Origin of the sequence: Embleya sp. NPDC050154 (assembly GCF_044460165.1) — a bacterium.
GTDB lineage: Bacteria > Actinomycetota > Actinomycetes > Streptomycetales > Streptomycetaceae > Embleya.
Map to the genome: position 1 here is coordinate 254,337 of NZ_JBITJP010000012.1, position 26,119 is coordinate 280,455.

Annotated in this window: 27 protein-coding genes and 1 pseudogene; 9 read left to right on the top strand and 19 right to left on the bottom strand. The window is 69.7% G+C overall.

The annotated features are described in order from the left end of the window. Positions 1-178 precede the first annotated feature (178 nt). Positions 179-445, bottom strand: a complete 267-nt coding sequence (locus ACIBSV_RS25910; RefSeq protein ID WP_395866931.1) for a hypothetical protein — start codon at positions 443-445, stop codon at positions 179-181. Positions 446-1,276: 831 nt separating this feature from the next. On the opposite strand from ACIBSV_RS25910, the gene ACIBSV_RS25915 reads away from it, so the two are divergent. Beyond that, on the top strand, positions 1,277-2,056 hold the full coding sequence (locus ACIBSV_RS25915) for an SDR family NAD(P)-dependent oxidoreductase (RefSeq protein ID WP_395866933.1): 780 nt from the start codon (positions 1,277-1,279) through the stop codon (positions 2,054-2,056). A 61-nt stretch (positions 2,057-2,117) separates the two neighbouring features. Here ACIBSV_RS25915 and ACIBSV_RS25920 read toward each other — a convergent pair whose 3' ends face one another. Further along, positions 2,118-2,984, bottom strand: coding sequence for a GyrI-like domain-containing protein (locus ACIBSV_RS25920; protein ID WP_395866935.1), 867 nt, complete (start codon positions 2,982-2,984; stop codon positions 2,118-2,120). Positions 2,985-3,127: 143 nt separating this feature from the next. On the opposite strand from ACIBSV_RS25920, the gene ACIBSV_RS25925 reads away from it, so the two are divergent. Next, on the top strand, positions 3,128-3,940 hold the full coding sequence (locus ACIBSV_RS25925) for a TIGR02452 family protein (protein WP_395866937.1): 813 nt from the start codon (positions 3,128-3,130) through the stop codon (positions 3,938-3,940). Between the two features lie 51 nt (positions 3,941-3,991). On the opposite strand, the gene ACIBSV_RS25930 is transcribed toward ACIBSV_RS25925, so the two are convergent. The 10 genes from ACIBSV_RS25930 to ACIBSV_RS25975 form a co-directional block, all read right to left on the bottom strand. Continuing rightward, a complete protein-coding gene (locus ACIBSV_RS25930) occupies positions 3,992-4,738 on the bottom strand; it encodes a hypothetical protein (protein ID WP_395866939.1) in 747 nt (248 codons plus the stop codon). Then, complete coding sequence (locus tag ACIBSV_RS25935; protein ID WP_395866941.1) at positions 4,735-5,409, bottom strand: hypothetical protein; 675 nt, start codon at positions 5,407-5,409, stop codon at positions 4,735-4,737. Before ACIBSV_RS25935 ends, ACIBSV_RS25930 begins: the two co-directional genes overlap by 4 nt. A 246-nt stretch (positions 5,410-5,655) precedes the next feature. Continuing rightward, a complete protein-coding gene (locus tag ACIBSV_RS25940; RefSeq protein ID WP_395866943.1) occupies positions 5,656-6,795 on the bottom strand; it encodes an acyl-CoA dehydrogenase family protein in 1,140 nt (379 codons plus the stop codon). Between the two features lie 12 nt (positions 6,796-6,807). Then, a complete protein-coding gene (locus ACIBSV_RS25945; protein ID WP_395866945.1) occupies positions 6,808-7,281 on the bottom strand; it encodes a hypothetical protein in 474 nt (157 codons plus the stop codon). Continuing rightward, entirely contained in the window at positions 7,278-7,805 is a 528-nt protein-coding gene (locus tag ACIBSV_RS25950; RefSeq protein ID WP_395866947.1) for a MaoC family dehydratase N-terminal domain-containing protein, read from the bottom strand. The genes ACIBSV_RS25945 and ACIBSV_RS25950 overlap by 4 nt, the downstream gene beginning before the upstream one ends. Next, positions 7,802-8,968 carry a CaiB/BaiF CoA transferase family protein gene (locus tag ACIBSV_RS25955; protein WP_395866949.1) on the bottom strand — a complete coding sequence of 389 codons (1,167 nt, stop codon included), beginning with the start codon at positions 8,966-8,968 and terminating at the stop codon, positions 7,802-7,804. Before ACIBSV_RS25955 ends, ACIBSV_RS25950 begins: the two co-directional genes overlap by 4 nt. 13 nt (positions 8,969-8,981) lie before the next feature. Further along, positions 8,982-10,163 carry an acyl-CoA dehydrogenase family protein gene (locus ACIBSV_RS25960; protein ID WP_395866951.1) on the bottom strand — a complete coding sequence of 394 codons (1,182 nt, stop codon included), beginning with the start codon at positions 10,161-10,163 and terminating at the stop codon, positions 8,982-8,984. Between the two features lie 649 nt (positions 10,164-10,812). Continuing rightward, a complete protein-coding gene (locus ACIBSV_RS25965) occupies positions 10,813-11,598 on the bottom strand; it encodes an SDR family oxidoreductase (protein ID WP_395866953.1) in 786 nt (261 codons plus the stop codon). Continuing rightward, positions 11,595-12,779 carry an acyl-CoA dehydrogenase family protein gene (locus ACIBSV_RS25970; RefSeq protein ID WP_395866955.1) on the bottom strand — a complete coding sequence of 395 codons (1,185 nt, stop codon included), beginning with the start codon at positions 12,777-12,779 and terminating at the stop codon, positions 11,595-11,597. Before ACIBSV_RS25970 ends, ACIBSV_RS25965 begins: the two co-directional genes overlap by 4 nt. 97 nt (positions 12,780-12,876) lie before the next feature. Then, positions 12,877-13,803 (bottom strand): SDR family oxidoreductase, encoded by a 927-nt coding sequence (locus ACIBSV_RS25975; RefSeq protein WP_395866956.1) that lies wholly within the window; start codon positions 13,801-13,803, stop codon positions 12,877-12,879. A 346-nt stretch (positions 13,804-14,149) separates the two neighbouring features. Here ACIBSV_RS25975 and ACIBSV_RS25980 point away from each other — a divergent pair, with 346 nt between their 5' ends. The 4 genes from ACIBSV_RS25980 (at position 14,150) to ACIBSV_RS25995 (ending at position 17,784) form a co-directional block, all read left to right on the top strand. Then, positions 14,150-15,076 (top strand): cyclase family protein, encoded by a 927-nt coding sequence (locus ACIBSV_RS25980; RefSeq protein ID WP_395866958.1) that lies wholly within the window; start codon positions 14,150-14,152, stop codon positions 15,074-15,076. A gap of 530 nt (positions 15,077-15,606) precedes the next feature. Beyond that, positions 15,607-15,939, top strand: coding sequence for a helix-turn-helix transcriptional regulator (locus ACIBSV_RS25985; RefSeq protein ID WP_395866960.1), 333 nt, complete (start codon positions 15,607-15,609; stop codon positions 15,937-15,939). Positions 15,940-16,075: 136 nt separating this feature from the next. Then, positions 16,076-16,474, top strand: coding sequence for a hypothetical protein (locus ACIBSV_RS25990; RefSeq protein WP_395866962.1), 399 nt, complete (start codon positions 16,076-16,078; stop codon positions 16,472-16,474). A gap of 242 nt (positions 16,475-16,716) precedes the next feature. Beyond that, on the top strand, positions 16,717-17,784 hold the full coding sequence (locus ACIBSV_RS25995) for a Zn-dependent alcohol dehydrogenase (RefSeq protein WP_395866964.1): 1,068 nt from the start codon (positions 16,717-16,719) through the stop codon (positions 17,782-17,784). Positions 17,785-17,820: 36 nt separating this feature from the next. Here the strand turns inward: ACIBSV_RS25995 and ACIBSV_RS26000 are convergent, their stop codons facing one another. From ACIBSV_RS26000 to ACIBSV_RS26020, 5 genes and pseudogenes are all read right to left on the bottom strand, one after another. Continuing rightward, entirely contained in the window at positions 17,821-19,011 is a 1,191-nt protein-coding gene (locus tag ACIBSV_RS26000; RefSeq protein WP_395866966.1) for a methyltransferase domain-containing protein, read from the bottom strand. 281 nt (positions 19,012-19,292) lie between these two features. Next, positions 19,293-19,481, bottom strand: a pseudogene (locus ACIBSV_RS26005) (hypothetical protein); the annotation flags it as partial. A 92-nt stretch (positions 19,482-19,573) separates the two neighbouring features. Further along, positions 19,574-19,765, bottom strand: a complete 192-nt coding sequence (locus ACIBSV_RS26010) for a hypothetical protein (RefSeq protein WP_395866968.1) — start codon at positions 19,763-19,765, stop codon at positions 19,574-19,576. 70 nt (positions 19,766-19,835) lie between these two features. Further along, positions 19,836-20,027, bottom strand: coding sequence for a hypothetical protein (locus ACIBSV_RS26015; protein WP_395866970.1), 192 nt, complete (start codon positions 20,025-20,027; stop codon positions 19,836-19,838). Positions 20,028-20,038: 11 nt separating this feature from the next. Then, complete coding sequence (locus tag ACIBSV_RS26020; protein WP_395866972.1) at positions 20,039-20,890, bottom strand: helix-turn-helix domain-containing protein; 852 nt, start codon at positions 20,888-20,890, stop codon at positions 20,039-20,041. 284 nt (positions 20,891-21,174) lie between these two features. Here ACIBSV_RS26020 and ACIBSV_RS26025 point away from each other — a divergent pair, with 284 nt between their 5' ends. The 3 genes from ACIBSV_RS26025 (at position 21,175) to ACIBSV_RS26035 (ending at position 24,198) form a co-directional block, all read left to right on the top strand. Then, complete coding sequence (locus ACIBSV_RS26025) at positions 21,175-21,630, top strand: ATP-binding protein (protein WP_395866974.1); 456 nt, start codon at positions 21,175-21,177, stop codon at positions 21,628-21,630. Positions 21,631-22,057: 427 nt separating this feature from the next. Then, positions 22,058-22,483: a DUF485 domain-containing protein gene (locus ACIBSV_RS26030; RefSeq protein ID WP_395866976.1), complete on the top strand. Its 426-nt coding sequence runs from the start codon at positions 22,058-22,060 to the stop codon at positions 22,481-22,483. A 53-nt stretch (positions 22,484-22,536) separates the two neighbouring features. Beyond that, complete coding sequence (locus ACIBSV_RS26035) at positions 22,537-24,198, top strand: cation acetate symporter (protein WP_395867038.1); 1,662 nt, start codon at positions 22,537-22,539, stop codon at positions 24,196-24,198. 57 nt (positions 24,199-24,255) lie between these two features. Here ACIBSV_RS26035 and ACIBSV_RS26040 read toward each other — a convergent pair whose 3' ends face one another. Both ACIBSV_RS26040 and ACIBSV_RS26045 read right to left on the bottom strand, forming a co-directional pair. Continuing rightward, positions 24,256-24,810 (bottom strand): flavin reductase family protein, encoded by a 555-nt coding sequence (locus tag ACIBSV_RS26040; protein WP_395866978.1) that lies wholly within the window; start codon positions 24,808-24,810, stop codon positions 24,256-24,258. A gap of 224 nt (positions 24,811-25,034) precedes the next feature. Further along, a complete protein-coding gene (locus ACIBSV_RS26045) occupies positions 25,035-25,922 on the bottom strand; it encodes an enoyl-CoA hydratase/isomerase family protein (protein ID WP_395866980.1) in 888 nt (295 codons plus the stop codon). Between the last annotated feature and the right edge of the window lie 197 nt (positions 25,923-26,119).

Consider the following 26,119-nt stretch of genomic DNA (forward strand, 5'->3'; position numbering starts at 1 on the left):
CGCGCGGTCGGAGTCGACCGGTGGGCGGTACGCGCCATCCGGCCCCGTTGCCCCGGGGCCGGCGCCCCCAGGAAGCCGGGTCGACTCAGCCGAAGGGTGTGGCTCTCGAGTTCGTCGGCCGAAGGCGGATCCGGTCGGGATGTGAGCCCGCCCACCGTCGGGGCCCGGGCCCGGTGCGTCAGCCGGTTCCGCGTATGGCCGAGACGACCTGTTCGACCTGCTTTCGGACCAGCGCCTCGTCGGGGTGTTGCGGTGTGGCACCGTTGAGATTGACCCGCACCACCCGAATCACGGTGCTGCCGACGCGTACCAGGACGATCGAGTGCACCCAAGCCTGTCCGTTGTCGACTCGCGTCACGAATTCGGCGGCCAAGGTTTCGTCACCGAGCTTGTCCCACCGGATTTCCCGGGTCGTGAACTGCCCGGAGAGCTCGTCCGTCGTCAACCGCCGATCCCCACATCGCGGAATCAGCTCTCGGGTTACGGGGATGAGCCTTTTGGCGTCATCGACCGACAGGGACGTCAAGCCGGCGCCGAGAAGCGCGTACGCCTTGCCCCCGGGTGCCGGATCCCGAGCCGTGATCGACGCCGCCGCCAGGACGGGGTAGGCACCGGATATCGGATTGGCCATTCTCGTCAGTCGATCACAGTCGGCCGAGTTCGATTCCGTTTGCGAGTCGTCGCCACCTCGGTCGGTGTCGACGATCGATTCCCAGCCCTCGGGCATGTCGGTCTTCTTGAGGAGCGCGCGCTTGAGTTCGGCCGTCGTCAGTGGGGAGGCGGCGCCGGGTGCTCTTGGGGATGTGTTCGAAGGCGCGGACGAGGCCGGGGGCGTTGTGGACGACTTGTTCGTGGAGGAAGCCCTCGCGAGTTCCTCGGCCGGTCCCCCGCATGCCGTTGCCGTCGACAACAGGGCGATCACGAGCAGACCCGTCGGACGACGCGGGCGAACACGTACCAAGGTGGGAGACCTCCGCGAGAAGTGGCAGGGGGTGGGCAGGCCGGTTCAGTATGGCAGTGGCGTTTCCGGCCGTCGGCACCCCCGTGACCTGGGGAATCGCCGTATGGGTCACTCCTGTTCGGGGGCGGTGCCAGTGCTGGGGGCGGTGCTGGGGCCGGATTCGGGGTCGAGGTCGGGGCAGGCTGTGGAATTGGCGTGTCGTCGGTCCATCGGTTCGGGTGTTTTGGCTGGTCAGGGGTGGGATCCATTGACAGTTTCCCGGACTGGGGATATTCCTGACAGGTCGTCAGATTCGCGTGCAGCAGGGAGCCAGTCATGGAGCGCGACTTCGGGAAGCGGGCCGGCGCGGTCGTGGTGGTCGGTGCCGGAGGCGGGATCGGTGCGGCGATCTGTCGGATGTTCGCCGAGCGCGGGGCGGACCTGGCCGTCACCTATCGCAACGGCGCCGCAGGGACCGAGGCCGTCGCCGAGGAGGCCCGCGTCGAGCACGGTCGACGGGCCCGCGCGTGGCAGGTCGATCTCACCGACGCGGACGCCGTGGCGCGCTTCGTGGCGGAGGCGGCGGCGGAGTTCGGCGGCGTGCACACGGTGGTGTACGCGGCCGGCCCACACGTACCGATGTTGCACCTGAGTCGGGTCACGCCGGCGCAGTATCGCGAGCAACTCGACGGCGACGCCGCCGCGTTCTTCAACCTGGTCCATCCCTCGCTGCCGTACCTGCGCGCCGCCGGCAATGGCAGCCTGGTCGCGGTCACCACCGCCGCCACGAGCCGATTCCCGGTCCGGGACGGCCTGTCGTCGTGCACCAAGAGCGCGGTCGAGGCGATCGTGCGCGGCATCGCCGCCGAGGAGGGCCGGTTCGGGGTGCGCGCGAACAGTGTCGGCCCCGGGATGCTCACCGACGGCATGGCGGCGCGGCTGATCGACAGCGGCGACCTCGACGAGCGCGCGTTGGACGTCGCGCGCGCCAACATCCCGCTGCGGCGGTTCGGCGCGGCCCGGGACATCGCCGAGGCGGTCTGCTTCCTGGCCTCCGACCGGGCCGGCTTCATCAGCGGCCAGAAGCTGGATGTGGACGGCGGCTATGGTGTCTGACACGTCGTCATGAAGGGCCGAGTCGTGGACTCTGATCCGGACGCAACCGACGGAACTCGGGTCAGGCCGCGGCGGGCTCCACGGGGATCCATAGGGTCGCGTCGGCACGGGTGCCGTCGGAGGAGGGGCGGACGCGGAGGATTTCCGGACCCGGCCTGGTGCGGTACGGGTTGGACGGGAACCAATCGGTGAACACTTCGCGCCACAGGAACTGGAGCGATTCCGGGAATTGGCCCGAGTGTTCGAAGACCGCCCACATCCCGGCCGGCACGGCGAGGGCGTCCAGGTCGGCCGGCGCCTGAGCGTGCGTCACCACGCCGTGGTAGTAGTCGAGTTCGGTTCCCTCGGCGCGGTCGGGCGCGAGGTCGTCGGTGACCGCGACGAGTCCTTCCGGCTCCTGGTCGGACAGATCCTTGATCCGCCGGGTCGTCTCCTGGTCGATGCCTCGGACGAACTCGGCGATCGCCGGGTTCACCCCGACATGGACGAGTGGGACGCGGGCCTTCCTGCCGACCACCTGAAACGCGTCCTTGTGGACGATGCGGTATCGCATGCTGCTGCTCCCCTCGATGACGAGACGGAAGGACATCCGCTGCTGCGAGCTCAACACCGCACCGGTACGGCGGGCCTCGCCGGGACCCACACCGTGCATCGCGCGGAACGCCCGGGCGAACGCCTCGCCCGAGGAGTAGCCGTGGCGTACCGCGACCTCCAGCAGCGTTCGCTCGCCGGAGAGCACCTCGGCGCCCGCCAGCGTGAGCCGGCGGCGCCGGATGTACTCCGACAGCGGCATCCCGGCCAACGCGGAGAACATCCGTCGGAAGTGGTACTCCGACGTCGTCGCGATGCGTGCCGCCTCGGCGACGTCGATCTCCCGGTCGAGCCGCGACTCGATGTGATCCAGGGCCTGATTCAGGCGCTCCAGCACTGTGGACTCCTTCCCTTGCACCGACCACGGTAGGAAGCCTCGCGTATGCCGGACCCGACATCCTGTGCCCGGTTCGGTCGGGTAGGCGGGAGCGGAGCGGTGGCGAGGGCGTGGGGTGGCGAAGGGTGGGGGTTCGGTAAGTGGTGCGTGCGGCGTTGCGGGAAAGGTGGCGGGAGACGCGGGCGGCCTTGGATCAGGGCTGGTACGCGTATGGCGGGGGTCGGGTGGATCTAGCGGCCGGGCTCGATGAGATGGGTCGGGGGATTCGGCTCTTCGGACCCGAGGAGCTTCGTGGCCTGGGCTTTCCCCGGGGCTCGGGGGACACCCGGATCGAGGTGGTGCGGGAGACCACGCTGGAGGCCGTGGAAAGGCTGGGCGGGAGCGGACCGGTCGCGGCGCTGAACTTCGCGTCGGCGCGGAATCCGGGTGGGGGAGTCGAACGTGGGGCGCAGGCGCAGGAGGAGAGCCTGGCCCGGTCGAGTGGCCTGTACGACGCGTTGATCCGGTGTCCCGAGTTCTACGAGGCGCACCGGAACGATCGCGACCCGTTCTACAGCGATCGGGTCGTGCATACGCCGGGGGTTCCGGTGTTTCGCCGGGACGATGGGTCGTGGTTGCCCGTGCCCTTGCGGGTGGCCTTTCTGACGTCGGCCGCGCCGAATCGAGGGGCGATCGAACGGGATCGGCCCAGCGCGGTCGGCAGGACCGCGGGCGTGCTGGCGAACCGGGCACGCGGTGTGCTCGCCGTCGCGGCCCATCACGGTGAATCCCGTCTCGTGCTGGGTGCGTGGGGGTGCGGCGTGTTCGGCAACGAACCGGCGGAGGTCGCGGCGGCGTTCGCGGGGCACCTGCGCGGCGGGTTCGCGGGGGTCTTCGAACGGGTCGTGTTCGCGATCCCGGATCGGGACGACTCCACCCGCCGGGTGTTCGAGCGGGTGCTGGGCGACTCCCGGTAGAGGTGCATGGGGGCGGAGGGGGCGTTGGGCGGACCGGTTGGGCCGCCCTCGTCATCCCAGTTGGGTGTAGCGGGTGAGGGCTGCGCGGAAGGCGGTCGGGTGTACGGCGAGGGGGTCGGTGTAGGGGTTTCGCAGTTGGAGGACGAGCAGGATTCCGAAGGCGACGATCGTGCCCACGAAGGCCAGGGCGATGACGTGGCGGCGGTCTGCGGTCGGGACGACGAGCGCCGGGAAGACGATGGCGAAGATACCGGCGACGATCATGGCCACCGGTAGCACGATCGGTGTGGTGGAGGCCGGGTCGGCGAGGCGAACGTGGCGCTTGACGTACAGGTCTGCCACGGCCGCCTGGGTGTCGACGGCCCGATCGTGCGCCGTCTCCGAGACTGTGCCGACGCGGGCCGCGATCCGGTCGAGTTGGCGCCATGCGAGCGGGGTTTCGTGCTTGTCGGCCATCGCCGACCATTCCTTGTCGATCACCGTGCGGGTGTAGTCGCGTAGCCCGGTGCGCACGAAGTCCCGGTCCTGCGGCGGAAGTTGGCCGGCCGCCGCGTAGGTCTTGGTCAGCACGCGGGCCTCGTCGCTCGCGTGTTGGCGGACCGTGGACTGGAGTTCCCATGCTCCGACGATCTGGAAGCTGGTCAGCAGGACGAAGGAGGACAGGACGGCTCCGCCGCAGAAGGACAGCAGCTGGCCGTCGAAGCCGCTGTCCTTGGCACGTTCGGTGCGGCTCATCAGGATGACGGCCGTCGCGGCGATGCCGGCGCCGAGAAGGGCGCCGAGGATCCAGATGATCACGTCCGTACTCCTCGTCGGGCCGGGCTCGGAAGCAGCGCCGCCAGCGCGGCGGGGATGATCGACACGACCAGGACCGGCGTGATCCCGTCGGTGAATCCCGGGGGTGACGCCTCGTCCTCGGGCGGCACGGTGGTGGTGCGCAACGGCCGCCGGGTGGAGGGTGGTTCGGCGACGGGCGCGGTGATGCCCGGTGGTTCGGGCAGTGCGTCCACAGCGGAGGAGGCGTACGGGCGACGCATGGGCGCGGCGGGCGGCGGTCGGGTCCCGGAGGGTGCCTGCCCGGTGGTGGCCGGGGGCGCGGGTGATGCCGGCTTGCGGGTGGGCGGTAGGGCCGGCTCGGTCGCCGGCGGGCGGTGCGACGAGGTGGCGGAGGGTGTCGTGGTGGGCCGGGCCGAGCAGCCGCATCCGGGACGCACGGTCACCGAGACGTCGTCGCCGATCCGGACGGCAGTCAGCACGCCGGGTTGATACAAGACGTGTACGCGGCCGGCGTGCACCTCCGTACGTGGGCTCACGGGTCCGGACGGTCGGCCTGTGGCGGCCGGGTCGGGGCGGGTCTGCACGTTCACGGTGATGCGTTCGTCGGCGAACGCATCACCGGCGGCGGCCAGGACCGGCAGGCATCCGCACGCCACCAGCAGACACCGCGCCGCGAACCGAGAGTTGCCCATGGCGCCAGGGTGACGACGATGAGCCCACGCACTCGGATGAATACCCCGAAACCCCACTTTCGGGTGACTGGCGGCGGGAAGCCGAGCCGTCGCCCAAGGCGACGACTCCTCCGGGGCGGACGCGCGATCGCCCGCCCCGGAGCCGACCGGTCCACGGTTGCCTCGATCCACTCACACCCCACACACCACGAAGGCGGACCCGACCGGAGTCGGAGCCGCCTTCGTGGTGTGTGGCGTGTGTCGGGGTCAGCCCTTGTCGAGGACGTCCGCCGCGATCAGGTCTTCCAGGTAGCGGTCGTCCCACCAGTTGAGTTGGAGGGACTTGGCCCGGCGGAAGTAGAGCTGTACGTCGCATTCCAGGGTGAAGCCCATGCCGCCGTGTACGTGTACCGCCAGGTCGGTGACCTCGCGGTAGGTGCGGGCGGCGAAGAGCTTGGCCATCGGGGCCAGGCGCGCGGTGTCGCGACCCTTGTCCCGGGACCAGGCGGCCTCCCAGACCAGGGTCTCGGCGCCGTCCACGGCGGTCGAGGCGTCGGCCAGGTTGTGCGCGATGGCCTGGAACGCGCCGAGCGGCTTGTCGAACTGCTTGCGGTGCTTGGCGTATTCGACGGTGATCTCCAGGGCGCGCTTGGCGCCGCCGACGGCCTGGGCCGCGAGCAGGATCAGGCCGTCGTGCAGCACGTCCGACCAGACCGGCCAGCCGGCTCCGACCGCGCCGACCAACTCGCCGCGCGCGTCCGTCAGGTCGACCCGGTACTGGGTGTCCGAGGCGATCGTGGTCTGCTGGGTCAGGGTGACCCCGGCCGCCTTCGGGTCGACCAGGAACAGCGATACGCCCTGGGCGGGGTCGCCCGGGGTGCCCGCGGTGCCGGTCCGGGCGAGCACGAGCAGCACGTCGGCCGACGACGCGTACGCGACGTGCCGCTTCGTACCGGACAACACGTGGCCGTCGCCGTCCGCGCGGGCCGCCAGCGCCACGCCCTTGCCGCCGTAGCCGCGGTCCGGCTCCAGCCACGCGACGCTCGCGATGGTGGTGCCGGCCGCGATGCCCGGCAGGTACTTCTGCCGCTGCTCGTCGGAACCGGCCGCGGCGAGCACGCCGCCGACCAGGACCGAGCTGACGAAGTGCGGAGTCGGCGCCAGCGAACGCCCGAACTCCTCGTAGACCACGGCCGCGTCGAGCGTGGTCATCTCCGACCCGCCCCACTTCTCGGGCAGCGTCAGGCCGGTCAGGCCGGACTCGCCGAGCTTCTTCCAGAAGTCCTTGGGGTAGCCGACCGGGTCGTTCTCCAACTCGCGAACGACGGAGAGATCGGCGTGACGGGCCGTCAGGCCGCGCACGGTCTCCCGGAGGATGTCCTGTTCCTGGGTGAAATCGAGGTCCATCGCGCGTCTCCTCTAGGGCTTCCAGCGCTCGCCGCGCCGGTCCCACGGGTTGTCGTCGGGGTTGGTGGGCAACGCGATTCGCGCGGTGGCCGTGGTGCGGGGCGCGCCGTCCACGGTCAGCGAGATCTCGGCGCGGACCCAACCGCAGCCGGCCTCGTCCACCGAGACGTCGTCCACCGTGCCGGTGAGCAGCATGTGGTCGCCGGGGAAGACCGGCTTGGTCATCCGGAACACCATCCGGCCGATCCGGCCCTTGGGGCCGGTCCAGTCGTTGAGGTAGCGCTCGAACCAGGCGGCCTGGTTCGGGGTGTTCAGGAAGATGTCCTGCACGCCCTGGCGCTCCACCGCGAACTTGTAGTCGTGGTGCATCGGCCGCCAGTCGCGGCTGGCCAGCGCACCCAGGATGACCGTGGTCGCGGTGACGTCGACGCCGAACGTGGGCAGCGCGTCGCCCTTGGCCAACTGGTCCAGGGTCAGGTCGCTCATCCGGTGGCCTCCCGCCGGTAGCCGTAGCCGGTGTAGGACTCGGTGCCGAGCAGGGCGCCGTCCTGGTTGTGGTACTCGACGTCGATCACCCAGAAGCGGCCGATCCCGAGCTTGGTGCGCTTCTCCGGGCTGACCGAGCGGAGCACCTGATGCGACGTCACGATGTCGCCCAGGCGCACCGGTTCGTAGAAGACGTTGGTGTTGTCGGTCATGATCGCCTCGGGCAGTTCGAAGCGGATCTTCAGGTCGAAGTGCACCTGGAGGGAGAGTTGCTCGCCCTCCGCGCCGGGCGCCCAGTAGTGCGGGCGGGCCCACGCGGACAGCAGGCTCAGCGGGGCGATCGGGCCCCCGGTCAACTCCTTGGCGACCGCCTCGTCCCAGAACAGCGGGTTGCCGTTCTGCACGGACGCGCACGAGGTCCAGATGTAGCCGCGCTCGGCGGGGAAGTCACCCCGCTTCTCGTACTGGACCTTGCCGATGAGCGCCGCCACGTCCTCGGGCAGCGCGGTGTCTTGTGCCGTCATGCGACCACTCCTGAAGCGCGAAGCTCGGCGATGCGGTCCGGGCTGAGCCCGGCCGAGGCGAGCAGCTCGTCGGTGTCGGTGATCCCCGATTCCCGGACCGGGTACGGGTCCGCGGGTGCCTGCTGGCCGGCCAGCACCGGGCCCACCTGGCGGAACTCGCCCTGGACCGGGTGCTTGGCGGTGGTGAACGCGTCGCGCGCCAGGTACTGCTGGTCCTCCAGCAGTTCCGGTACGGACAGCACCGCCGACACACAGGTGTCGGCGGGGGCCAGCTCGGCCACCCAGTCGTCCCGGTCGCGAGTGGCGAAGGCCGCCGCCAGATCGGCCCGGATCGCGTCCTGCGCGTCGTCGTCGAGCTGGCGCGGGGCCCACTTGTCCAGCCCGGTCAGCCGGCACAGGTTCGCCCAGAAGCGAGCCTCGATCGCGGCCACCGCGAGCCACTTGCCGTCTCGCGCGCGGTAGGTGTCGTAGCACGCGTAGCGGCCGGTCAGGATGCCGTGCCTGGGCTCGGGTTCGACGCCGGTGGCCAGGTACTCGTCCACGCCCAGCGCCATCAGCGCGAGCATGCCGTCGGCCACCGAGACGTCCAGCCGGGCGCCCTCGCCGGTGCGCTGCCGGCGGAACAGCGCGCCCATGATCGCGATCACCGCGTGCATGCCGCCGCCCGCGCTGTCCGCCACGGTGGCGCCAGGGATCGGCGGACCGCCGTCCGCGCCGGGCCCGGACATGTGCAGGAAGCCGCCCACACCCAGGTAGTTCAGGTCGTGCCCGGCCTGTTGCGCGTGCGGGCCGGCCTGACCGAAGCCGGACGTCGAGCAGTAGACGATCCGCGGGTTGCGCGCCGCGGCCGCGTCCGGGCCGATGCCCAGGCGGTCCACCACACCCGGGCGGAAGCTCTCGATCACCACGTCGGCGCCCTCGACCAGGGTCAGGAACGCCTCACGACCCTCGGGCGCCTTCATGTCGACCAGCACGCGCTTCATCCGCCGATGCGCGCTGTACGAGTAGTAGGGCGGCGCGATCTGCACGCCGCTCTTGGCCGGGACCGGGCCGACCTTGATCACCTCGGCCCCGTAGTCCGCCAACCAGCGCGAGGCGCGGGCAGCGGGGCCCACGCTCGCGAGATCCAACACCGTGACGCCTTCCAGGAACTCTCCGGACATGACCGCGGCCCCGTCAGAAGTTCTTGGGAAGGCCGAGACCGCGGCGGGCGATGATGTTCTTCTGCACCTCGGAGGTGCCGCCGCCGATGGTGTCGAGCACGGTGTAGCGGTAGGTCGAGTCGGCGCGACCGGTCATCGGCGCGTCCTCGGTGCCCACCCGCAACTGGGTGCCCGGCGAGGCGATGTCCATCGACGCGTTCGCGAGCCGCTTGGACAGCTCGGTGGCGTACAGCTTGTAGCCGGACGCCTCGACCGTGGGCGGTTTTCCGCCACCGGCCGCGGCGGCGACCACGCGCAGTCCGAGCAGGCGCGCGACGGCGGCCTCGGTGACCAGCGTGGCCAACTGCTTGCGCACGATCGGGTCCTCGCGCAGCGGCTCGTCGTCGCGGGTGGCCTCCTTGACGTACTCGGTGAGCACGTTCAGGCGCTGCTGGATCGGAGCGAACGAGAACATCGTGAAGCGTTCCAGGTCGAGCGCCTGGGAGATGTACTGGAAGCCTTTGTTCAGCTCGCCGACCACATACTCGTCGGAGACCCACACGTCGTCGAAGAAGACGTCGTTGGTGCGCTCGTCGCCCATCGTCCAGATGCCCCGGACGGTGATGCCCGGGTGGTCCATCGGCACCAGGAACAGCGTGATGCCGTGGTGCTTGGGCGCGTCGGGGTCGGTGCGCGCGCCGACCCAGTACCACTCGGCGAAGTGCGCCGAGGTGGTCCAGGTCTTCTGGCCGTTGAGCCGCCAGCCCGCGCCGTCGCGGACCGCGCGCAGCTTCATCGAGGCGGCGTCGGAGCCCGCCTCGGGCTCGCTGTAGCCGACCGCGAACTCGACCTCGTTGTTGAGGATCTTCGGCAGGAACTCGGCCTTGAGCTTGTCGCTGCCGTGCGCCAGCAGGGTTTTGCCGATGATGCCGACGCCCTTGCCGATCTGCGGTCCGCCGCGCCCGGCGAGGGCTTCGTTGAGCAGGTATTCGTAGACCCCGTCGCCGTCCTGGCCACCCCATTCCTCGGGCCAGGTGATGCCGAGCCAGCCTTGGTCGGCCATCTTGCGCATGTACGCGCGGCGTGCGGGGGTGTCGACGACCTGGGCCATGTTCTCCCGGGTGACATCGAACACTTCAGGGTCGGGATTGGCGTCGAGAAACCGCTCGACCGTCTCGCTGAACGCGGTCTGGTCGGGGGAGAAGTCGAAGTCCACGGGTCGCCTTTCGGGGCGCGCCCATGCCGGCAGCCTCACCTGTGTACGTGCAGGTGAGGCAGCCGGCACAGAACCTGACGGATAGTCAGATCAAAGTAACACCGGCCCCGGTTCATTTCGAGTGGCGGTCGGCAATAGATGTGTGGGCCCCGTCTCGCTCCCGCGTGCGCGCCGGGCACGGCCGGGGCGCGACCGACGAACCGGTTCTGGACAAGTCCGGAAAAGTTACGGCGCGTCCGCGATCGACCACCTATCGTGGGTGGACATGAGCGGAAAAGCTTGCCCGCAATGTGGTCGTGATCACCCGTGGTGTGGGTTCGAGTGGTCGGCACGCGAGCCGGACGACGCGGACCGCCCGGACCCCGATGGCGGCGATGCCGAAGGGCCGCCGTACCGAGTCAGTGAACTGCTCCCCGACATCATCGACTTCCTGGCGCGCGGCAGCCGCGGGCCGGAGTGGGCCGGCGCGCGCGAAAGCCCGGGTCGGTCCCTGCGGGGACTGATACCCGGGCCCAGGCGCCGTTCTTGACGCCACGTCAGAGGCGGGGCGGCCGGCGCGCGGCGCGATGGGTCGCCGCGCGCGACCAGGCGACGTGCCGTCGGGTGCGTTGCGGTGACGTGCCGTCAGGCCCGCCGGAGTGACGTGCCGTCAGGCGCGTTGTGAGCTGACCGAGACGACCTCGCCGGTCATGTACGACGAGTAGTCCGACGCGAGGAAGACCATCACGTTCGCGACCTCCCACGGCTCGGCCGCGCGTCCGAACGCCTCGCGCGAGGACAGCTCGTCGAGCAGTTCCTCGGACGAGGCCTTGGCCAGGAACGCGTGCATCGCGATGCTCGGCGCGACCGCGTTGACCCGTACGCCGAACTCGGCCGCCTCCACGGCGGAGCAGCGGGTCAGCGCCATCACACCGGCCTTGGCCGCGGCGTAGTGCGCCTGACCCTTCTGCGCACGCCAGCCGAGCACGGAGGCGTTGTTGACGATCACACCCTTGCCGCGCGGCTGCATGTGCCGCAGCGCCGCCCGGGTGCAGCGGAACGTGCCGTTCAGCGTCACGTTCATCACCAGGTCCCACTGCGCGTCGGTCATGTCGACGAGGTTGGCCTCGCCGCCGAGCCCGGCGTTGTTGATCAGCACGTCTATGCCGCCGAGTTCGCGCGCGGCCGTGTCGATCAGGTGCTGCACCTCGTCCTCGACCGTGACGTCGCACGGGACGGCGAGCGGGGGGGATCCGATCAGCTTGGCGAGTTCGTCCGCGGCCTCGCCGAGGCGGCGCTCGTGCTTGTCGCTGATCGCGATCGCGGCGCCCTCCTCCGCGGCGCGCTTGGCCGCGGCGAAGCCGATCCCGGTGCCGGCCGCGGCGGTGATCAGGACGGTCTTGCCGGCCAACAGGCCGTGGCCCTCGACATAGGCGGGGGCGGGGGTGGGGCTCACTTGGCGTCTCCTCGCGGTTCACGGGGCATGCCGAGGACACGCTCGGCGATGATGTTGCGCTGCACCTCGTTCGACCCGCCGTAGATGGTGTCGGACTTGGTGAACAGGAACAGGCGTTGCGCGGCGGACAGTTCGTACGGGGCCTCGGCGGCCAGGGTGGCCTCGGCGCCGGCCACGTCCATCGCGAGCGCGCCGAGCCGCTGATGCCACCCCGCCCACACCAGCTTGGCCACCGAGGCCGCGCCGGGATCGGGCGAGCCGAGCGTGCGCAGCGCGTTGCAGCGCAGCACCTTGAGGTCGATCCAGCTCTGCAGCAGTCGGTCGCGCAGTACCGGGTCCTCGATCGCGCCGTTGGCCTTCGCCTCCGCGACCACCTTGTCCAGCTCGATCTCGAAGCCGATCTGCTGGGCCAGCGTGGAGACCCCGCGCTCGAACGCGAGCAGGCCCATCGCCACGCCCCAGCCCGCGCCGACCTCGCCGACCACGTGCTCGGCCCGCGCGCGGGCCTTGTCGAAGAACACCTCGTTGAACTCGCTGGTGCCGGTCAACTGGACGATCGGGCGGATCTCGATGCCCGGCTGGTCCATCGGCGCGAGCAGGAACGTGATGCCCTTGTGCCGCTGCGACGCGGGATCGGTGCGGGCCAGCACGAAGCACCAGTTCGCCTCGTGCGCGAGCGAGGTCCACACCTTCTGGCCGGTGATCAGCCAGTCGCCGGACTCGGGGTCGACGGTCGCGGTGGTGCGCAGGTTGGCCAGGTCGGAGCCGGCGCCCGGCTCCGAGTAGCCCTGGCACCACAACTCCTCACCGCGCGCGATGGCGGGCAGGAAGCGGGCCTTCTGCTCCTCGGTGCCGAACGCGAGCACGGTGGGGCCGAGCAGGTTCTCGCCCATGTGGTTGACCCGGCCGGGGGCCTGGGCGCGGGCGTACTCCTCGCCGAAGATCACCTGCTGCATCAAGGACGCCTCGCGGCCCCCGTATCGCCTGGGCCAGTCCAGGCCGATCCAGCCGCCCTCGCCCAGGCGCAGCTCCCAGGCGCGGCGGATCTCGAAGTGCTCGTGCTCGCTGCCGGGACCGCCGGTACCGACGGCCGCGGCGAACTCACCGGAGAGGTTCTCCCGGAGCCACTCGCGGACCTCGGCCCGGAACTCCTCGTCCTCGGCGCTGTACCGGAAATCCACAGCCTGTCCAATCTCGCGGGGGGTGCACGGACGGCGGCGCGCGGGGTTCGCCGTTCGCGACTTCGAACCCCGCGCGCACCGCCTGCCGAGGGCTGGGTCAGTTGCCGGCGGCGGCAGCGGCCTCGGCGGCCTTCTTCTTGGCCGCGGCGGCCGCGTACTCCTTGAGCTGCGCGAGTACCGGCATCGGGTCCTGGCCGATCTGGGTGGGCAGCTTCTCGGCGATCTCCTCGGCCGTCCAGCGGTCGGCCGCGTACATCGTCTTGATCTCGTGCGGCTGGTCCCACAGCGCGATCTTGGGGCCGGCGGTCGTGTACACCTGACCGGTGATGTTCTTGGCGTGGTCGGAGAGCAGGAAGACCACCAGCTCCGCGACGTCCTCGGGGTCGCCGATCTCCTTGAGCGTCTGCGGGACACCCTCGGACATCCGGGTCCGGGCCACCGGCGCGACGCAGTTGGCGTTGACGCCGTACTTGTTCAGGCCCAGCGCGGCGGAGCGCACGAACGAGACGATGCCGCCCTTGGCCGCGGCGTAGTTCGCCTGGGCGACCGAGCCGAGCGCGTACACGCCGGAGGTGAAGCCGACGATCGAGCCGAAGCCCTGGGTCTTCATCACCTTGGACGCGGCCTGCACGACGGTGAAGGTGCCCTTGAGGTGGGTGGCGATGACGCTGTCCCACTCGTCCTCGGTCATGTTGAACAACATGCGCTCGCGCAGGTTGCCCGCGACGGTGACGACGCCGTCGATCCGGCCCCACTTCTCGACGCCGGCGTTCACGATCCGGGCGCCGCCCTCCATCGTGGCCACGGAGTCGGCGACCGCGACGGCCTCGCCGCCGAGCGCCTCGATCTCCTTCACGACGGCGTCGGCGACCTCGCTGGTCGGCGCGCTGCCGTCCATCGCGACGCCGTAGTCGTTCACGACCACCTTGGCGCCGTGCGCGGCGGCGGCGAGTGCGACGGCCCGGCCGATGCCCCGGCCGGCGCCGGTGACCGCGATTACCTTGCCCGTGAGGAAGTCACCCATGTGTTGTCCGCTCCTTGTCGGTGGCCTCGCCAGTAGGCCCCGGAAGTCGAGGGCCGAGGCCCAGGTGGGGTCGGTCGTGGCGCGCTGCGCGGTCGTCGCGGTCTGGACCGCTGCGACCGCCCGCACAGGTCCGGCAGCCTTGCGGACGCAAGGTGCGCAGCCTGTGAGAACGCCCTCCCGACATTATCTGACGATCCGTTAGTTTTCCTGGATAGAGTGCCGCAGCACACAGCACGACGCAGCACCACACACGCACTTGACAGCGCGGTCGTCGGATTCCGAGAGTGCGCCTGTCGGTATTCGTGCCCATCGGCACGTGTCACCACCGCCTGGAGGAGGCTCCCCTATGTCGCTGCCCCCCGAGTTTCATGAACTCGCCGCTCGTGTGAACAACTGGGGCCGATGGGGCCGGGAGGACGAGATCGGGACGATCAACCTGATCACGGACGATGTGGTCAAGGCCGCGGCGGGTTGTGTGCGCACCGGCAAGCGCTTCTCGCTGGCCGTGGAACTGCGCGAGGACGGCATCCAGAACGGGATGATCCCGGGCCGGGACAACCCCAAGCGCACCACGTTCCTGGTCAACCACGAGGTCTTCGGCCCCGGCACGGTGGCCACCAGCGACGACTCGGTGGTGATGGGCATCCAGGCGGGTACGCACTGGGACGGGCTGACCCACGCGACCTACGACGACCGGCTGTACAACGGCCACTCGGCCAAGGAGACGGTCACGGCGGAGGAGGGCGCGCGCAAGCTCGGCATCCACAACGTCAAGACGCTGGTCTCGCGCGGCGTGCTGCTCGACGTGGCGCGGGCCAAGGGTCTGGACATCCTGCCGCCGGAGTACGCGGTGACCCCCGCCGACCTGGAGGCGGCCGAGGAGTTCGGCAACGTGCGGGTCCGGGCGGGTGACATCGTGCTGGTGCGCACGGGGCAGATCCGGCAGTACTTCGCGGGCGAGAAGGACATGTACTTCTACGGTCCGGGCCTGTCCGTGCGCACGCCCGAGTGGTTCCACGCGCGCGACGTGGCGGCGGTGGCCAACGACACCGTGACCTTCGAGGTCTTCCCACCGGAGATCGAGGATTGCTTCATGGCGGTGCACGCGCTGCACCTGGTGGAGATGGGCATGCTCCAGGGGCAGAACTGGAACCTGGAGGAGCTGTCCGAGGACTGCGCGGCGGACGGCGTGTACGAGTTCTTCCTGGAGGCCTCACCGGAACCCTTCGTGGGCGGCGTCGGCACGCCGGTGAACCCGGTGGCGATCAAGTAGGACGGGATGATTCGACCGGCTTCGGCTGTCGCCGGGTCGCCGAGTTGCCGGGTCGGCTGGTCCGGTGCCGGCCGGACCGGGGTCGGCCGGGTCGGCGCGGACCTCGAACACGCGTAGACCGGACGGCGTGCGGGCCCCGGACAGGATCGACCTGTCCCGGGGCCCGCATGCGTTCCGGGCACCGCGACGAGGCCCGGAACGATGGCGGTCCCACTTCGTCGAGGAAACCCAGGGCACGTCCCGGGCGCCTCGTCGTCCCCTCGCGAACGACCGCCACACTCAGGGTGATCAGTGTCGGACGAGGCGTCAATATCCTGTGGGCACCGATTTCCCTTCCCCGATCACGATTCGTCCGCGCACCCGCATGTGCGCCCCATCGGCACCATGCGCCCCACCGGGCTCGGGTGCAGCGTGCCACCCGCGGGACTCGACAGCTCTCTGGCCCGCGCACCATCCGAGGCCGCCGCGTCCCGGATGCCCGGCCATACACTTGTGTATGGGGATGATCCTTGCGCGAAGGGACAATCCTGATGAGCCATACGCGCTGGAAGCTCACCCGGGACTGGCGGCTTGTGGCCGGCGGCACCGAATCGCCCGAGGCCCAGGCCATTCATGTGGAGATCCGCATGGCCTCGGTTCTCGGCTTGGCGGTTTATGAGCGGCGTACCGCACTGGGCATCTCGCAGAGCGAACTCGGCAAGCGGGCGGAGATGACGCAGCCGGAGATCTTCAAGATCGAACTCGGCGGCACGATACCGACCCTCCCGCTGCTCGCCCGCCTGGCGAAGGCGCTCGACGCGTCGTTGAACATCGCCCTGGACGGGGACACCTCGACCGTCGTCTTCACGCCGCACACCGCTTGAGGCGGACGAGCCGACTCGGGCGGGTCTGTGGTGGCCGACGGGTTCCGCCTTTCCGGCGCGGTGAAGCCGTGGATCCTGGGTCTCGTGGACATTCCGAGCGGGGGCGGCACGTGACGGGGGCCGACGAGTTCTCGGGGTGCGGGTGCTGACCTGTCGTCACCAGGCGGGCGTCGGGCCGGAGTTGCTGTTACGGGCGTATCGGGACTTCCGCGGTTGCGGGCGGAGTCGGCTGATCTACCGCGCGGGTTTCCCGACCCACGGGCTCGCACGGTTCGCGGGCGATCCGGATCCGGGCATGCGCGAGCTTGTGCTGCGCGATCCGGACGCGCCGGCGGATGTGGTGCTCGGGCTGCTTGCCGATCCGGAGCGGTGTGTGCGAACCGCGCTCGCCAGGCATCCGGCAGTGCCGGTGGAACGGCTGCTCGCGCTCTTGGACGATGCCGAACTCGGGCCTTACGCGGCGCGCAATCCCGCTCTCCCGGTCGAGGCCATGCACCGGATCCTGGACGCGGCGGGGGCGCCGCGCGGTGTGTGAAGTGGCCGCTGTGGCACGGGTGATGAACCGTACGTCGATGCGACACGTGTGTGATCGACGGGCTGCTCAGAGGTGGTGTCGCGGTGTGACGAGAGGACTGTCACAACCGGCTGACTGCTCATCAGTTCCGGGCTAGAGTGCCGCGCGGGTACGCGTGCGCGCTTGAAGCTCCGGAGCCGGTCCGGCCGGTAAGCCGTCGAGCGCCCCGGCTCGTCAGCCCATTTCCGATGGAGGAGGAACCGGTGAAGGGCGTTCTTTTCGACGGCAAGGAAGCCTCGATCGTCGACGACCTCGAGGTGCGCGCACCCGGGGCCAACGAGGTCCTGGTGAAGATCGGTGCGGCCGGTCTGTGCCACAGCGACATCTCGGTGATCAACGGCACCATCCCCTTCCCGCCCCCGGTCGTGCTCGGGCACGAGGGCGCGGGCGTCGTGGAGGCGGTCGGCGAGTTGGTCACGCACGTCAAGCCCGGCGACCACGTGGCGCTGTCCACGCTGGCCTCGTGCGGCGCGTGCCGTGAGTGCGACCGGGGTCGGCCGACCATGTGTGCCAAGAGCTTCGGCCAGCTCAACCAGCCGTTCACGCGCGGCGGCAAGCCGGTCTACAACTTCGCGGGCCTGTCGGTGTTCGCCGAGCAGATCGTGGTCAAGGGTGTCCAGGCGGTCAAGATCCCCAAGGACATCCCGCTCGCGTCCGCCGCGCTGATCGGCTGCGGCGTGCTGACCGGCGTGGGGGCGGTGCTGAACCGGGCGAAGGTGCAGCCCGGCGACACCGTCGCGGTGATCGGCACGGGCGGCATCGGCCTGAACGTGATCCAGGGCGCGAAGCTCGCGGGCGCGGTACGGATCGTGGCCGTGGACGCGAACCCGGCGAAGGAGGCGGTGGCGCGCGAGTTCGGCGCGACCGACTTCGTGGACGCGCGCGCGGTCGAGGACTCGGTCAAGGCGGTCCAGGAGCTGGTTCCGGGCGGCGTGGACCACGCGTTCGAGTGCGTCGGGCACGTCGGGGTGATCCGCAACGCGATCGACATGCTCGGGCGGGGCGGCCAGGCGATCATCCTGGGCGTCGCGCCGTCGGACGCCGAGGCGTCCTTCCACGTGTCCTCGATGTTCCTGGACAAGTCGATCATGGGCTGCCGCTACGGCTCCTCGCGCCCGCAGTACGACATCGCGCGCTACGCGGACCTGTACAAGACCGGCGCCCTGCGCCTCGACGAACTGGTCACCCAGACCTACGCCCTGGACGACTTCCACCACGCGGTCGAGGACGCCGAGGCGGGCAAGGTCGCCCGAGGCGTCTTCGTCTTCTGACGCTCGTCGGTCCGGCTTTCCGGCGCGGCGCGCTTCTCAACCGAGAGGCGTACCGCGCCGTTTCCGACTTGGGGAAGACGGGCGGATGGGCAGTTCCCGCGCGGGCGTCTCGTACCAGGGGCGTTGCTCCACACGGCCGTTTCGGTCCACGGCGACGGTGAGGCCGAATCGGTCGGCTTCCGGTTGGCCGGCGGCGGTCCACCAGGCGTGCGCCGCTTCAACCTCGGTCCACAGATTGCGCGGTCCGGCCTGGTGGACGACCGGAGGGCCGTCCTCGGGGAATACCGCCTCGGCGAGGGATGGTTCGCCGCTGTCGTCCCAGCCGTAGAGGTACAGGCGGCGGTCATCCCAGATATCGGGCATGCAGTCGGGGACCATGAGGCCGGTGACGAACTCGGCGGCTCGGTGTGTGGCGCCGGCGACGTCGGCGATCGCCAGGGCCGGGGTGGAGGCGCGGGCGGTGCGTTTCCAGGTGGCCGGCCAGTCGACGTCCGGGAACTCGGCGCGCTGGGAGCGCAGTTTCATGAACGACAGCCCGCCCCGGAACGGGCCGCCGGCCTGGTTGCCGGTGACGGTCAGGTGGACGACCTGGTCATGGGGGTTGTAGTCGGTGCCCCAGGGCATCACGAGGACGGCGCCGGGCGCGGCCTGCTCGATCCACGCGGCCGGGATGTTGCGGACGCCTGCGGTGACGTGGACACGATCGTACGGCGCGTGTGGGATGTGGCCGAGCGCTCCGTCGCCGGTGACGACGGTGACATTCGTGGCGTAGCCGGTCCGGTCGATCGCGGCTCGGGCTTGGGCGGCGAGGTCGGGGTCGACTTCGACGGTGGTGACGTCGGCGCCACGTGCGGCCAGGAGCGCGGCCGTCCAGCCGGTCCCGGTGCCGATTTCGAGCACGCGCATGCCGTCGGCCAGGTCGAGCGTGGCGAGTTCGAGGGCGACGACGGTCGGCGCGGATGCGGACGAGGTGGCGAGTTCACCGGGTTCGTCGCGGGTGTGGGCGCCGTCGTCCCACTGGGTCACGAGCGGGATGTCGTCCTCGACGGCGGCGAGCCAGGCATCCGGGTCGCGGTCGCGGTCGATGGCTCGTTCGAAGCTGCCGTTGCGAAAGGGCCAGACACGAGTCGGGACGAAGTCCGCGCGCCGGACGGTGACGAACGCCCTTTCCCAGCCGGGCGGCATGGTCCCGGCCAAGACGAGGCGTTCGGCGATCGGCGCCGTCATTTGTTGTCTTTGCGATGATCGCCGCCGCCGGGCTGCGGGGGGCTGTCCGGGGTGGGGTTCGAGGGCTTACGGTCCTTGGGGTTGATGGGTCGCTCGTCGTCTGCCGGTGGACCGCCGTGGGTTCCCATGCCGGTTCCTCTCGCGGTGACGACGTTCCCGTCCGGGGTCGTCGCGGTGAGTGTGGCTTCTCGCAACGTACGGGCGACACGCACGGGCGTCAATCACGTTCAGCTATCGATATGCGACCCAACGTCATCGCATGACTCCCAGGCGCGCCTGGTGAGCAGGTGGTCGGCCTTGCCGGCTTTGATGTCGCGGATGAGGGTGCGGAGGGCGTCCATGGTGTCGGTGACGTACTCGTCCTCGTGTCCGGCGACGGCGATGTAGCCGTTGCCGTCCGCGTCGGTGCCGAGCCGGAAGCAGTTTCCGGAGTCCTGGCAGAAGGGTTCGTCCCAGGTGATGTCAGGCATGGGCGTTCCTGAAGTGACGGTGTGCGCGAACGGGTTGGCGTCGCGAGGTCGCGACAGCTGCCGTGATGGGTGATACCCGTCTGCCCGGTGGGTTACAGCAGGTGGTCGGCTTTGCCGGCTTTGATGTCGCGGATGAGGGTGCGGAGGGCGTCCATGGTGTCGGTGACGTACTCGTCCTCGTGTCCGGCGACGGCGATGTAGGCGTTCCCTTCGACGTCGGTGCCCAGGCGGAAGCAGTTGTTGCCCTCACCGCAGAATGGGGCTTCCCATGCGATGTCCTGCATCGAAACTCCTTCAGAGTTGGCGAGCGATGGTGTGGGCGACCTCTCGTGACTCACTGGCGGACGCCTGGGCCTAGAGCAGGTGGTCGGCCTTGCCCGCCTTGATGTCTCGGATGAGGGTGCGGAGGGCTTCGAGGGAGTCCTTGACGCAAGCGTCTTCATGTCCCGCGACCGCGATGTATCCGTTGCCGTTCGCGTCTGTACCGAGGCGAAAGCACGAGTTGCCCTCGGCGCAGAAGGGGTCTTCCCAAGTGATGGCGTGCATAGGAGTTTTCCTCACAGGTGGCGGGCGATTCGGTGGATGAAATCGCAGGACTGATCGGTGGGCAGGGCCAGGTCTTCCATCCAGTTCAGTTGTGCTCGGTACTTTGCCAACTGGTTCTCGGCCCACATGAACGCAGGCCCGTGCGAGCTGTCGACCTGAACGGTGTCGAGTAGCGGCACCGGACCCTCGGCGTAGAGGACGCTTTGACCCGCGCCGGGAAAGGCTCCTGCTTCGTAGGGGAGGACCAGCAGTGTGACGTTCGGTCGCTCGGACATGCCGATCAGGTGTTCCAGTTGGGCCCGCGCGACTGCTCTGCCGCCGAACTGCATCCGAAGTGCTGCTTCGTGGATGACGGCTCGGTACGTGGGCGGATCGTCTTGGACGAGGACCTTTTGCCGTTCTGCGCGATGGGCGAGTCGGAGCCCGACTTCGTGGTCCGGGAGCGTGGGCACGGCTACCCGGAAGACCGCGAGGGCGTGGTCTGACGTCTGGAGCAGTCCGGGGATGTGCACGGTGTTCGCCACTCGCATCCCGATCACGGAAGCTTCCAACTCGGCGATGTCCAGGAGACCTTGGGGCAATGTCCCCCGGTAGCGGTTCCACCAACCCTTGATGTCCGGCTGTGCCATGTCGATCAACGCCTCGATGTACCGCTCGTCGGTGCACTCGCAGCTGCATACCAACGTGCGCAGCCGGTCGGTACTGATCGAACGCGAGCCCGACTCCATGTTGGAGATCTTGCCCCGGTCCACGCCCAGCAGCCCTGCCGCGTACTCGGCGGACATGCCTGCCGAGGTTCGGATCCGCCGCAGTTCACTCCCCAAGCGCCTTTGTCGTTCGGTAAGCACCGTCCTGGGGGTCATGCCGGTTCCTTTCGCCCGCCGTCAAAGGCAGTCTGCCGCCCAACCGTGCGCACGCACCAAGAGGCGGCTCAGTAGTCCCGATCGCATGGCAAATTTGCCCCGCCATGTTCTACGCTCGGTATCGCATCACCTACGCAAAGCGATGTCGGAAGTGCACCGCGCGAGCATGCCCGCCTGTTTCGGGACGGGTGTGTTCGCGCTCGGGGAGGTAGGCCACCGGCGCCGCAGCGCGACGCGTTCACCGCGTAAGCGCCCATCCAGCCCGTGCTGCCCAGGAGTTGCCCATGCCCGGATCCCTCTGCCCCGCCGGTGAACCGGCGCCCGCCATCCCCACCGCCCCCGCGATCCCGGTCATCCCGTCGCACTGGAGCTTTCCCGCCGATCCCACCTCCGTGCGGCGCGCCCGGCGTGCCGTGATGGGCGCCGTGCCGCGCGGTTGTCGCCCCGAACTCGCCGACGAGCTCGTGTTGGTGACGTCCGAGCTCGTCACCAACGCACTGCTGTACGGCACTTGTCCTGCCGATGGGTGCCCGATCGAACTCGTGCTCTGGCCCGCCGACGGCTACTGCTGGCTCGCCGTCTCCGACCCCGGCGCGGCCCTGCCCGCACTCGCCTCGCCCGGGCCGAAGGAATGCGGAGGGCGAGGGCTCCTGGTGAGCGCGCTCACCGCCGCCTGGGCCGTGGTGCCGCGCCACGGGTGTGGCAAGTCGGTGGTGGTGGGGCTGAGACTCGCCGGCTGAGCGGGGCTTCGAGGGGCGACCGTAGCGCCGAAGTCGCCGTTCCCGAGCGCGAATCGACAACATTTCGATCTTGATAACGGATTCGGAGCGAGGTACCGGCCCGGATCGAAGTGTCGGTGATCGGGTTGTTTCGGATGTGGCGATGGCTGGTCGCCCCGGACCAACTCGGGCGAACTTGACGGTGGTTCGGTCGGTCGCGGTGAACTCGCGGGCAATTTCGGTCAATTCCGTGGGTGGTAGGAATTCGTGAGTTATCCGCGTAACCAGTCAGTCCCGCTTTCAGTTGATCGGATAGGTTCCGCGCGTCCCGGCGGCGCCTCTAAACTCGCTCCGCTGCGGCCCCAGGTCCCACGGACCGCGGTCAGGTACCCGATCGGCGCCTCGGGCCACGCGCGGGGTGTCCGCTGGAGAGGAGCCCTACCGCCCCATGCCGACTCCGCACGATGACACGCACGATCGTCCCCCCGAGTCCGATCCGGCGACCGAGAAGAGGGCGGCATCGGCCGCCGGCAAGGCGTCCGTTCCGGGCCAGCGCACCCCGTACGTGGACGACCGCACCGGATATCTGGAAATGGAGCAGGATCCGAGATTCGGGGCGCTCAAGAAGCGCCAGCGGTCCTTCATCTTCCCGGTCACCGCCGCGTTCCTCGCGTGGTTCCTGTTGTACGTGGTCATGTCCGCCTACGCGCGTGACTTCATGGCCAAGGAACCGATCGACCACATCAATGTCGCTCTCGTGTTCGGCCTGCTCCAGTTCGTCTCGACGTTCCTGATCGCCTGGGCCTATTCGCGATTCGCGCGCACCCGACTCGACCCCGTCGCCACCGAACTGCGAGAGGAACTCGAAGCGTGAATCTTTCTCTCGAACTCGCCGCGGAGTCCAGCAACCGAGGCTGGACCTTCGCGATGTTCGCCGTGCTGGTCGCGGTCACGCTCGGCATCACCTTCTGGGCGAGTCGCCGGAACCGTACGGCGGCCGACTTCTACGCCGGTGGCCGCTCGTTCACCTCGCTCCAGAACGGACTGGCGATCGGCGGCGACTACATGTCGGCCGCGTCCTTCCTCGGCATCGCGGGCATCCTGGCGCTGTCCGGCTACGACGGTTTCCTGTATTCGATCGGTTTCCTGGTCGCGTGGTTGGTGGCGCTGCTCCTGGTCGCCGAGCCGATGCGCAACTCCGGCCGGTACACGATGGCGGACGTACTCGCCAACCGCATGCGCGAACGCCCGGTCCGGATGGCCGCCAGCGTGTCCACGATCGTCGTGTCGATCTTCTACCTGCTGGCCCAGATGGTCGGCGCGGCGTCGGTGGTCTCGCTCCTGCTGGACGTCAAGAGCGACGCCGCGCAGATCTCGGTCATCGCCGCGGTGGGCGCGCTGATGATCGTCTACGTCACCGTCGGCGGCATGAAGGGCACCTCCTGGGTGCAGATCGTCAAGGCCCTGCTGCTCATGGTGGGCGCGTTCGTGATGTGCGTCTGGGTGTTGGCGAAGTTCGACTTCAACGTCGCCGACCTGCTCGGCACGGCGGCGAGCAAGTCCGGTTCGGGTGAGTCGTTCCTACAGCCGGGGCTCAAGTACGGTGCCACGGACGGCTGGTCGAAGATCGACCTGATCTCGCTCGGACTCGCGCTGGTGCTCGGTACGGCCGGCCTGCCGCACATCCTGGTGCGCTTCTACACCGTGCCCAACGCGCGCGTGGCGCGCCGCTCGGTGACCTGGGCGATCGGCATCATCGGGGTGTTCTACCTGATGACGCTGATCCTGGGCTTCGGCGCGGCCGCCCTGATCGGCAGCAAGGAGATCAAGAAGGCCGACCCGAGCGGCAATACGGCCGCGACCCGGCTGGCCGAGGAACTGGGCGGTGGCGCGGGTACCACCGGCGGCGCGCTGATGCTCGCCTTCATCGCCGCGGTGGCGTTCGCGACCATCCTCGCCGTGGTGGCCGGCCTGACGCTGGCCTCGTCCTCGTCGTTCGCGCACGACCTGTACGCGAATGTGTTCCGCAAGGGCCGTACCACCGACGCCGAGGAGGTCAAGGTCGCGCGGATCGCGGCCTTCGTGATCGGTACGGCGGCGATCGTGCTGTCGGTGTTCGCCCGCGAGTTGAACGTGGCGTTCCTGGTCGCGCTCGCGTTCGCCATCGCGGCGTCCGCCAACCTGCCCGCGATCGTGTTCTCGCTGTTCTGGAAGAACTTCAACACGCGCGGCGCGGTGTTCGGCATCTACGGCGGCCTGGTCACCTCGGTCCTGGTGGTGGCGCTGTCGCCGATCTGCTGGGGTGGGGCTTCCGACACCAAGCCGGCGATCAAGCAGCTCACCGCGAAGCAGGCGGCCGACTGCGACGTCTCGAAGGATCGCAAGGACGTGGGCAACGCGACGGCGTTGTTCAGCTGTACGACCCCGGCGCCGATTCCGCTGGAGAACCCGGGGATCATCTCCATCCCGGTCGGCTTCGCGTGTGCCGCGATCGGCGCGATGTCCGCGCGGCGCCGTCGCGATGACGACGACGACCGCAAGTTCGCCGAACTCGAGGTCAGGGCGCTGACCGGAGCCGGCGCGCACTGAGCGGGTACGCGTGTACCGATCCGGATCCGCGGCCCGGCGCCCGGGTCCGGATCGGGGCTACCCGTTGTTGCTGGGGTGGCCGAACCGGCCCTTGTAGAACAGCAGCGGGGCGCACTCCATCCGCGGCGCGTCCAGGGCCTGGACCCGGCCGATCACGATCTCGTGGTCGCCGCCGTCGACCACGCTCTCCAGCGTGCAGTCGATCCACGCGAGCACGTCGTCCAGCTTCGGCGAGCCGGTCGGCGCGGGGCTGTGCGCGACGCCGGCGAACTTGTCCGCGCCGCTGACCGCGAAGCCGCGGCAGAGCTGCTCCTGGTCCTCGGCGAGCACGTTCACGCAGAACCGGCCGCCCGGTCGGATCCGCGGCCACGTGGTGGAGGTCTTCGCCACGAAGAAGGTCACCAGCGGCGGGTCCAGCGAGAGCGACGCGAACGACTGGCAGGCGAAGCCGACCGGGGTGTCGCCGTCGAGCGCGGTGATCACCGTGACGCCGCTGGCGAAGTGGCCGAGGACGTGCCGGAAGGTGGCGGCCTCGACGATGCCCTCACCCTCCGGCAGGGCGATGGCCGCGGGATCCGCCGGCTTCGTGCTCGCTGCGTCGATCTGGCCCATGGTGGACTTCCTCGCAGGTGTCTTGGGGCGTCGGGTCTGTGACGCTACGTCACCCGATTTCCTTGCGTCAATCAAAGGAGAGGGGGTCCTTCGTCACATCTGACGACTCGTCAGTTGCCTTGTGGCGTAAGGCACAACGCTCGAACAACGACCGAACGGCGGGCGCTCGGCGGGCCGCCGCGGGCCCCACAGCGGGGCCCGCCGTTCGACCGTCGGGAGCGCGGCTACCAGCCGTAGTACTCCGGCTTGCGGCGCTCCATCAGCGACGCGACCCCCTCGTTGGCGTCACGCGAGGTCATGTTCAGCTCGACGATCCGCGCCTCCTCGTCGAAGGCCGAAACGCGGTCGCTCTCCAGCGAACGGTTGACCAGCTGCTTGGTGAACGCGTACGCCCGGGTCGGTCCGGTGGCCAGCCGCTCGGCCCATTCCTTGGCCACGGCCTGAAGCTCGTCGGCGGCGACTACCTTGTTCACCACGCCGATCCGGAGCGCCTCGGCGGCGGGCAGGTCGTCGCCGAAGAACATCAGCTCCTTGGCCTTCTGCGGGCCGACCAGGCGCGGCAGCAGGTACGCGCTGCCGCCGTCCGGCACCAAGCCGCGACGGGTGAAGATCTGGATGAAGCGGGCGGTGTCGGCGGCGATCACCAGGTCGCACGCGAGCGCCAGGCTCATTCCGTAGCCGGCGGTGGTGCCGTTGACCGCCGCGATCACCGGCTTCTCGCAGTCCAGGACGGCGTTGGTCAGCCGCTGTACGCCGGTCTTCATCATCCGGGTGGCATAGCCGGTGGGGCGGGCGGGGGGCTTGGGGGCGTCGGCGCCCTCGGCGCCCTCGGCGCCCTCGGCGCCCTCGGCGCCCTCGGCGGCCGCCGCGAGCAGGGACTTGGTGCCTGGGGAGCTGCGCAGGTCCATGCCGGTACAGAAGTGCTTGGGGCCCGCGGCGGTGAGGACCACTGCCCGGACCGTCTCGGTCGCGGATGCCTCGGCGAGGAGGTCGATCAGGAGTTCGCGTTGGGCCCAGGTGAGGGAGTTGCTGGCGGCAGGGCGGTTGAGGGTGAGCCAGAGGACGCCCTCGCTGACGCGGTGCAAGAGGTCCTGGTCGGTGTCGGTGGTCATGTGTGCGTTGGCTCCTTGGTGGTTTTTGGCCTCAAGCGCCGGCCGGGCTGAAGGGTTTTCGTCCGGCGTTGAGCGTTGGTCGGATTGGGTCGGGGGCCAAAACCCCGCGGGCGGGAAAACCCCGCCCGGCGGGTTGGGCCGCCCGCCCGCGGGGGGGGGCCCCCGGGGCAACCCCCCCCCCCCCGGCCCCGCGGGGC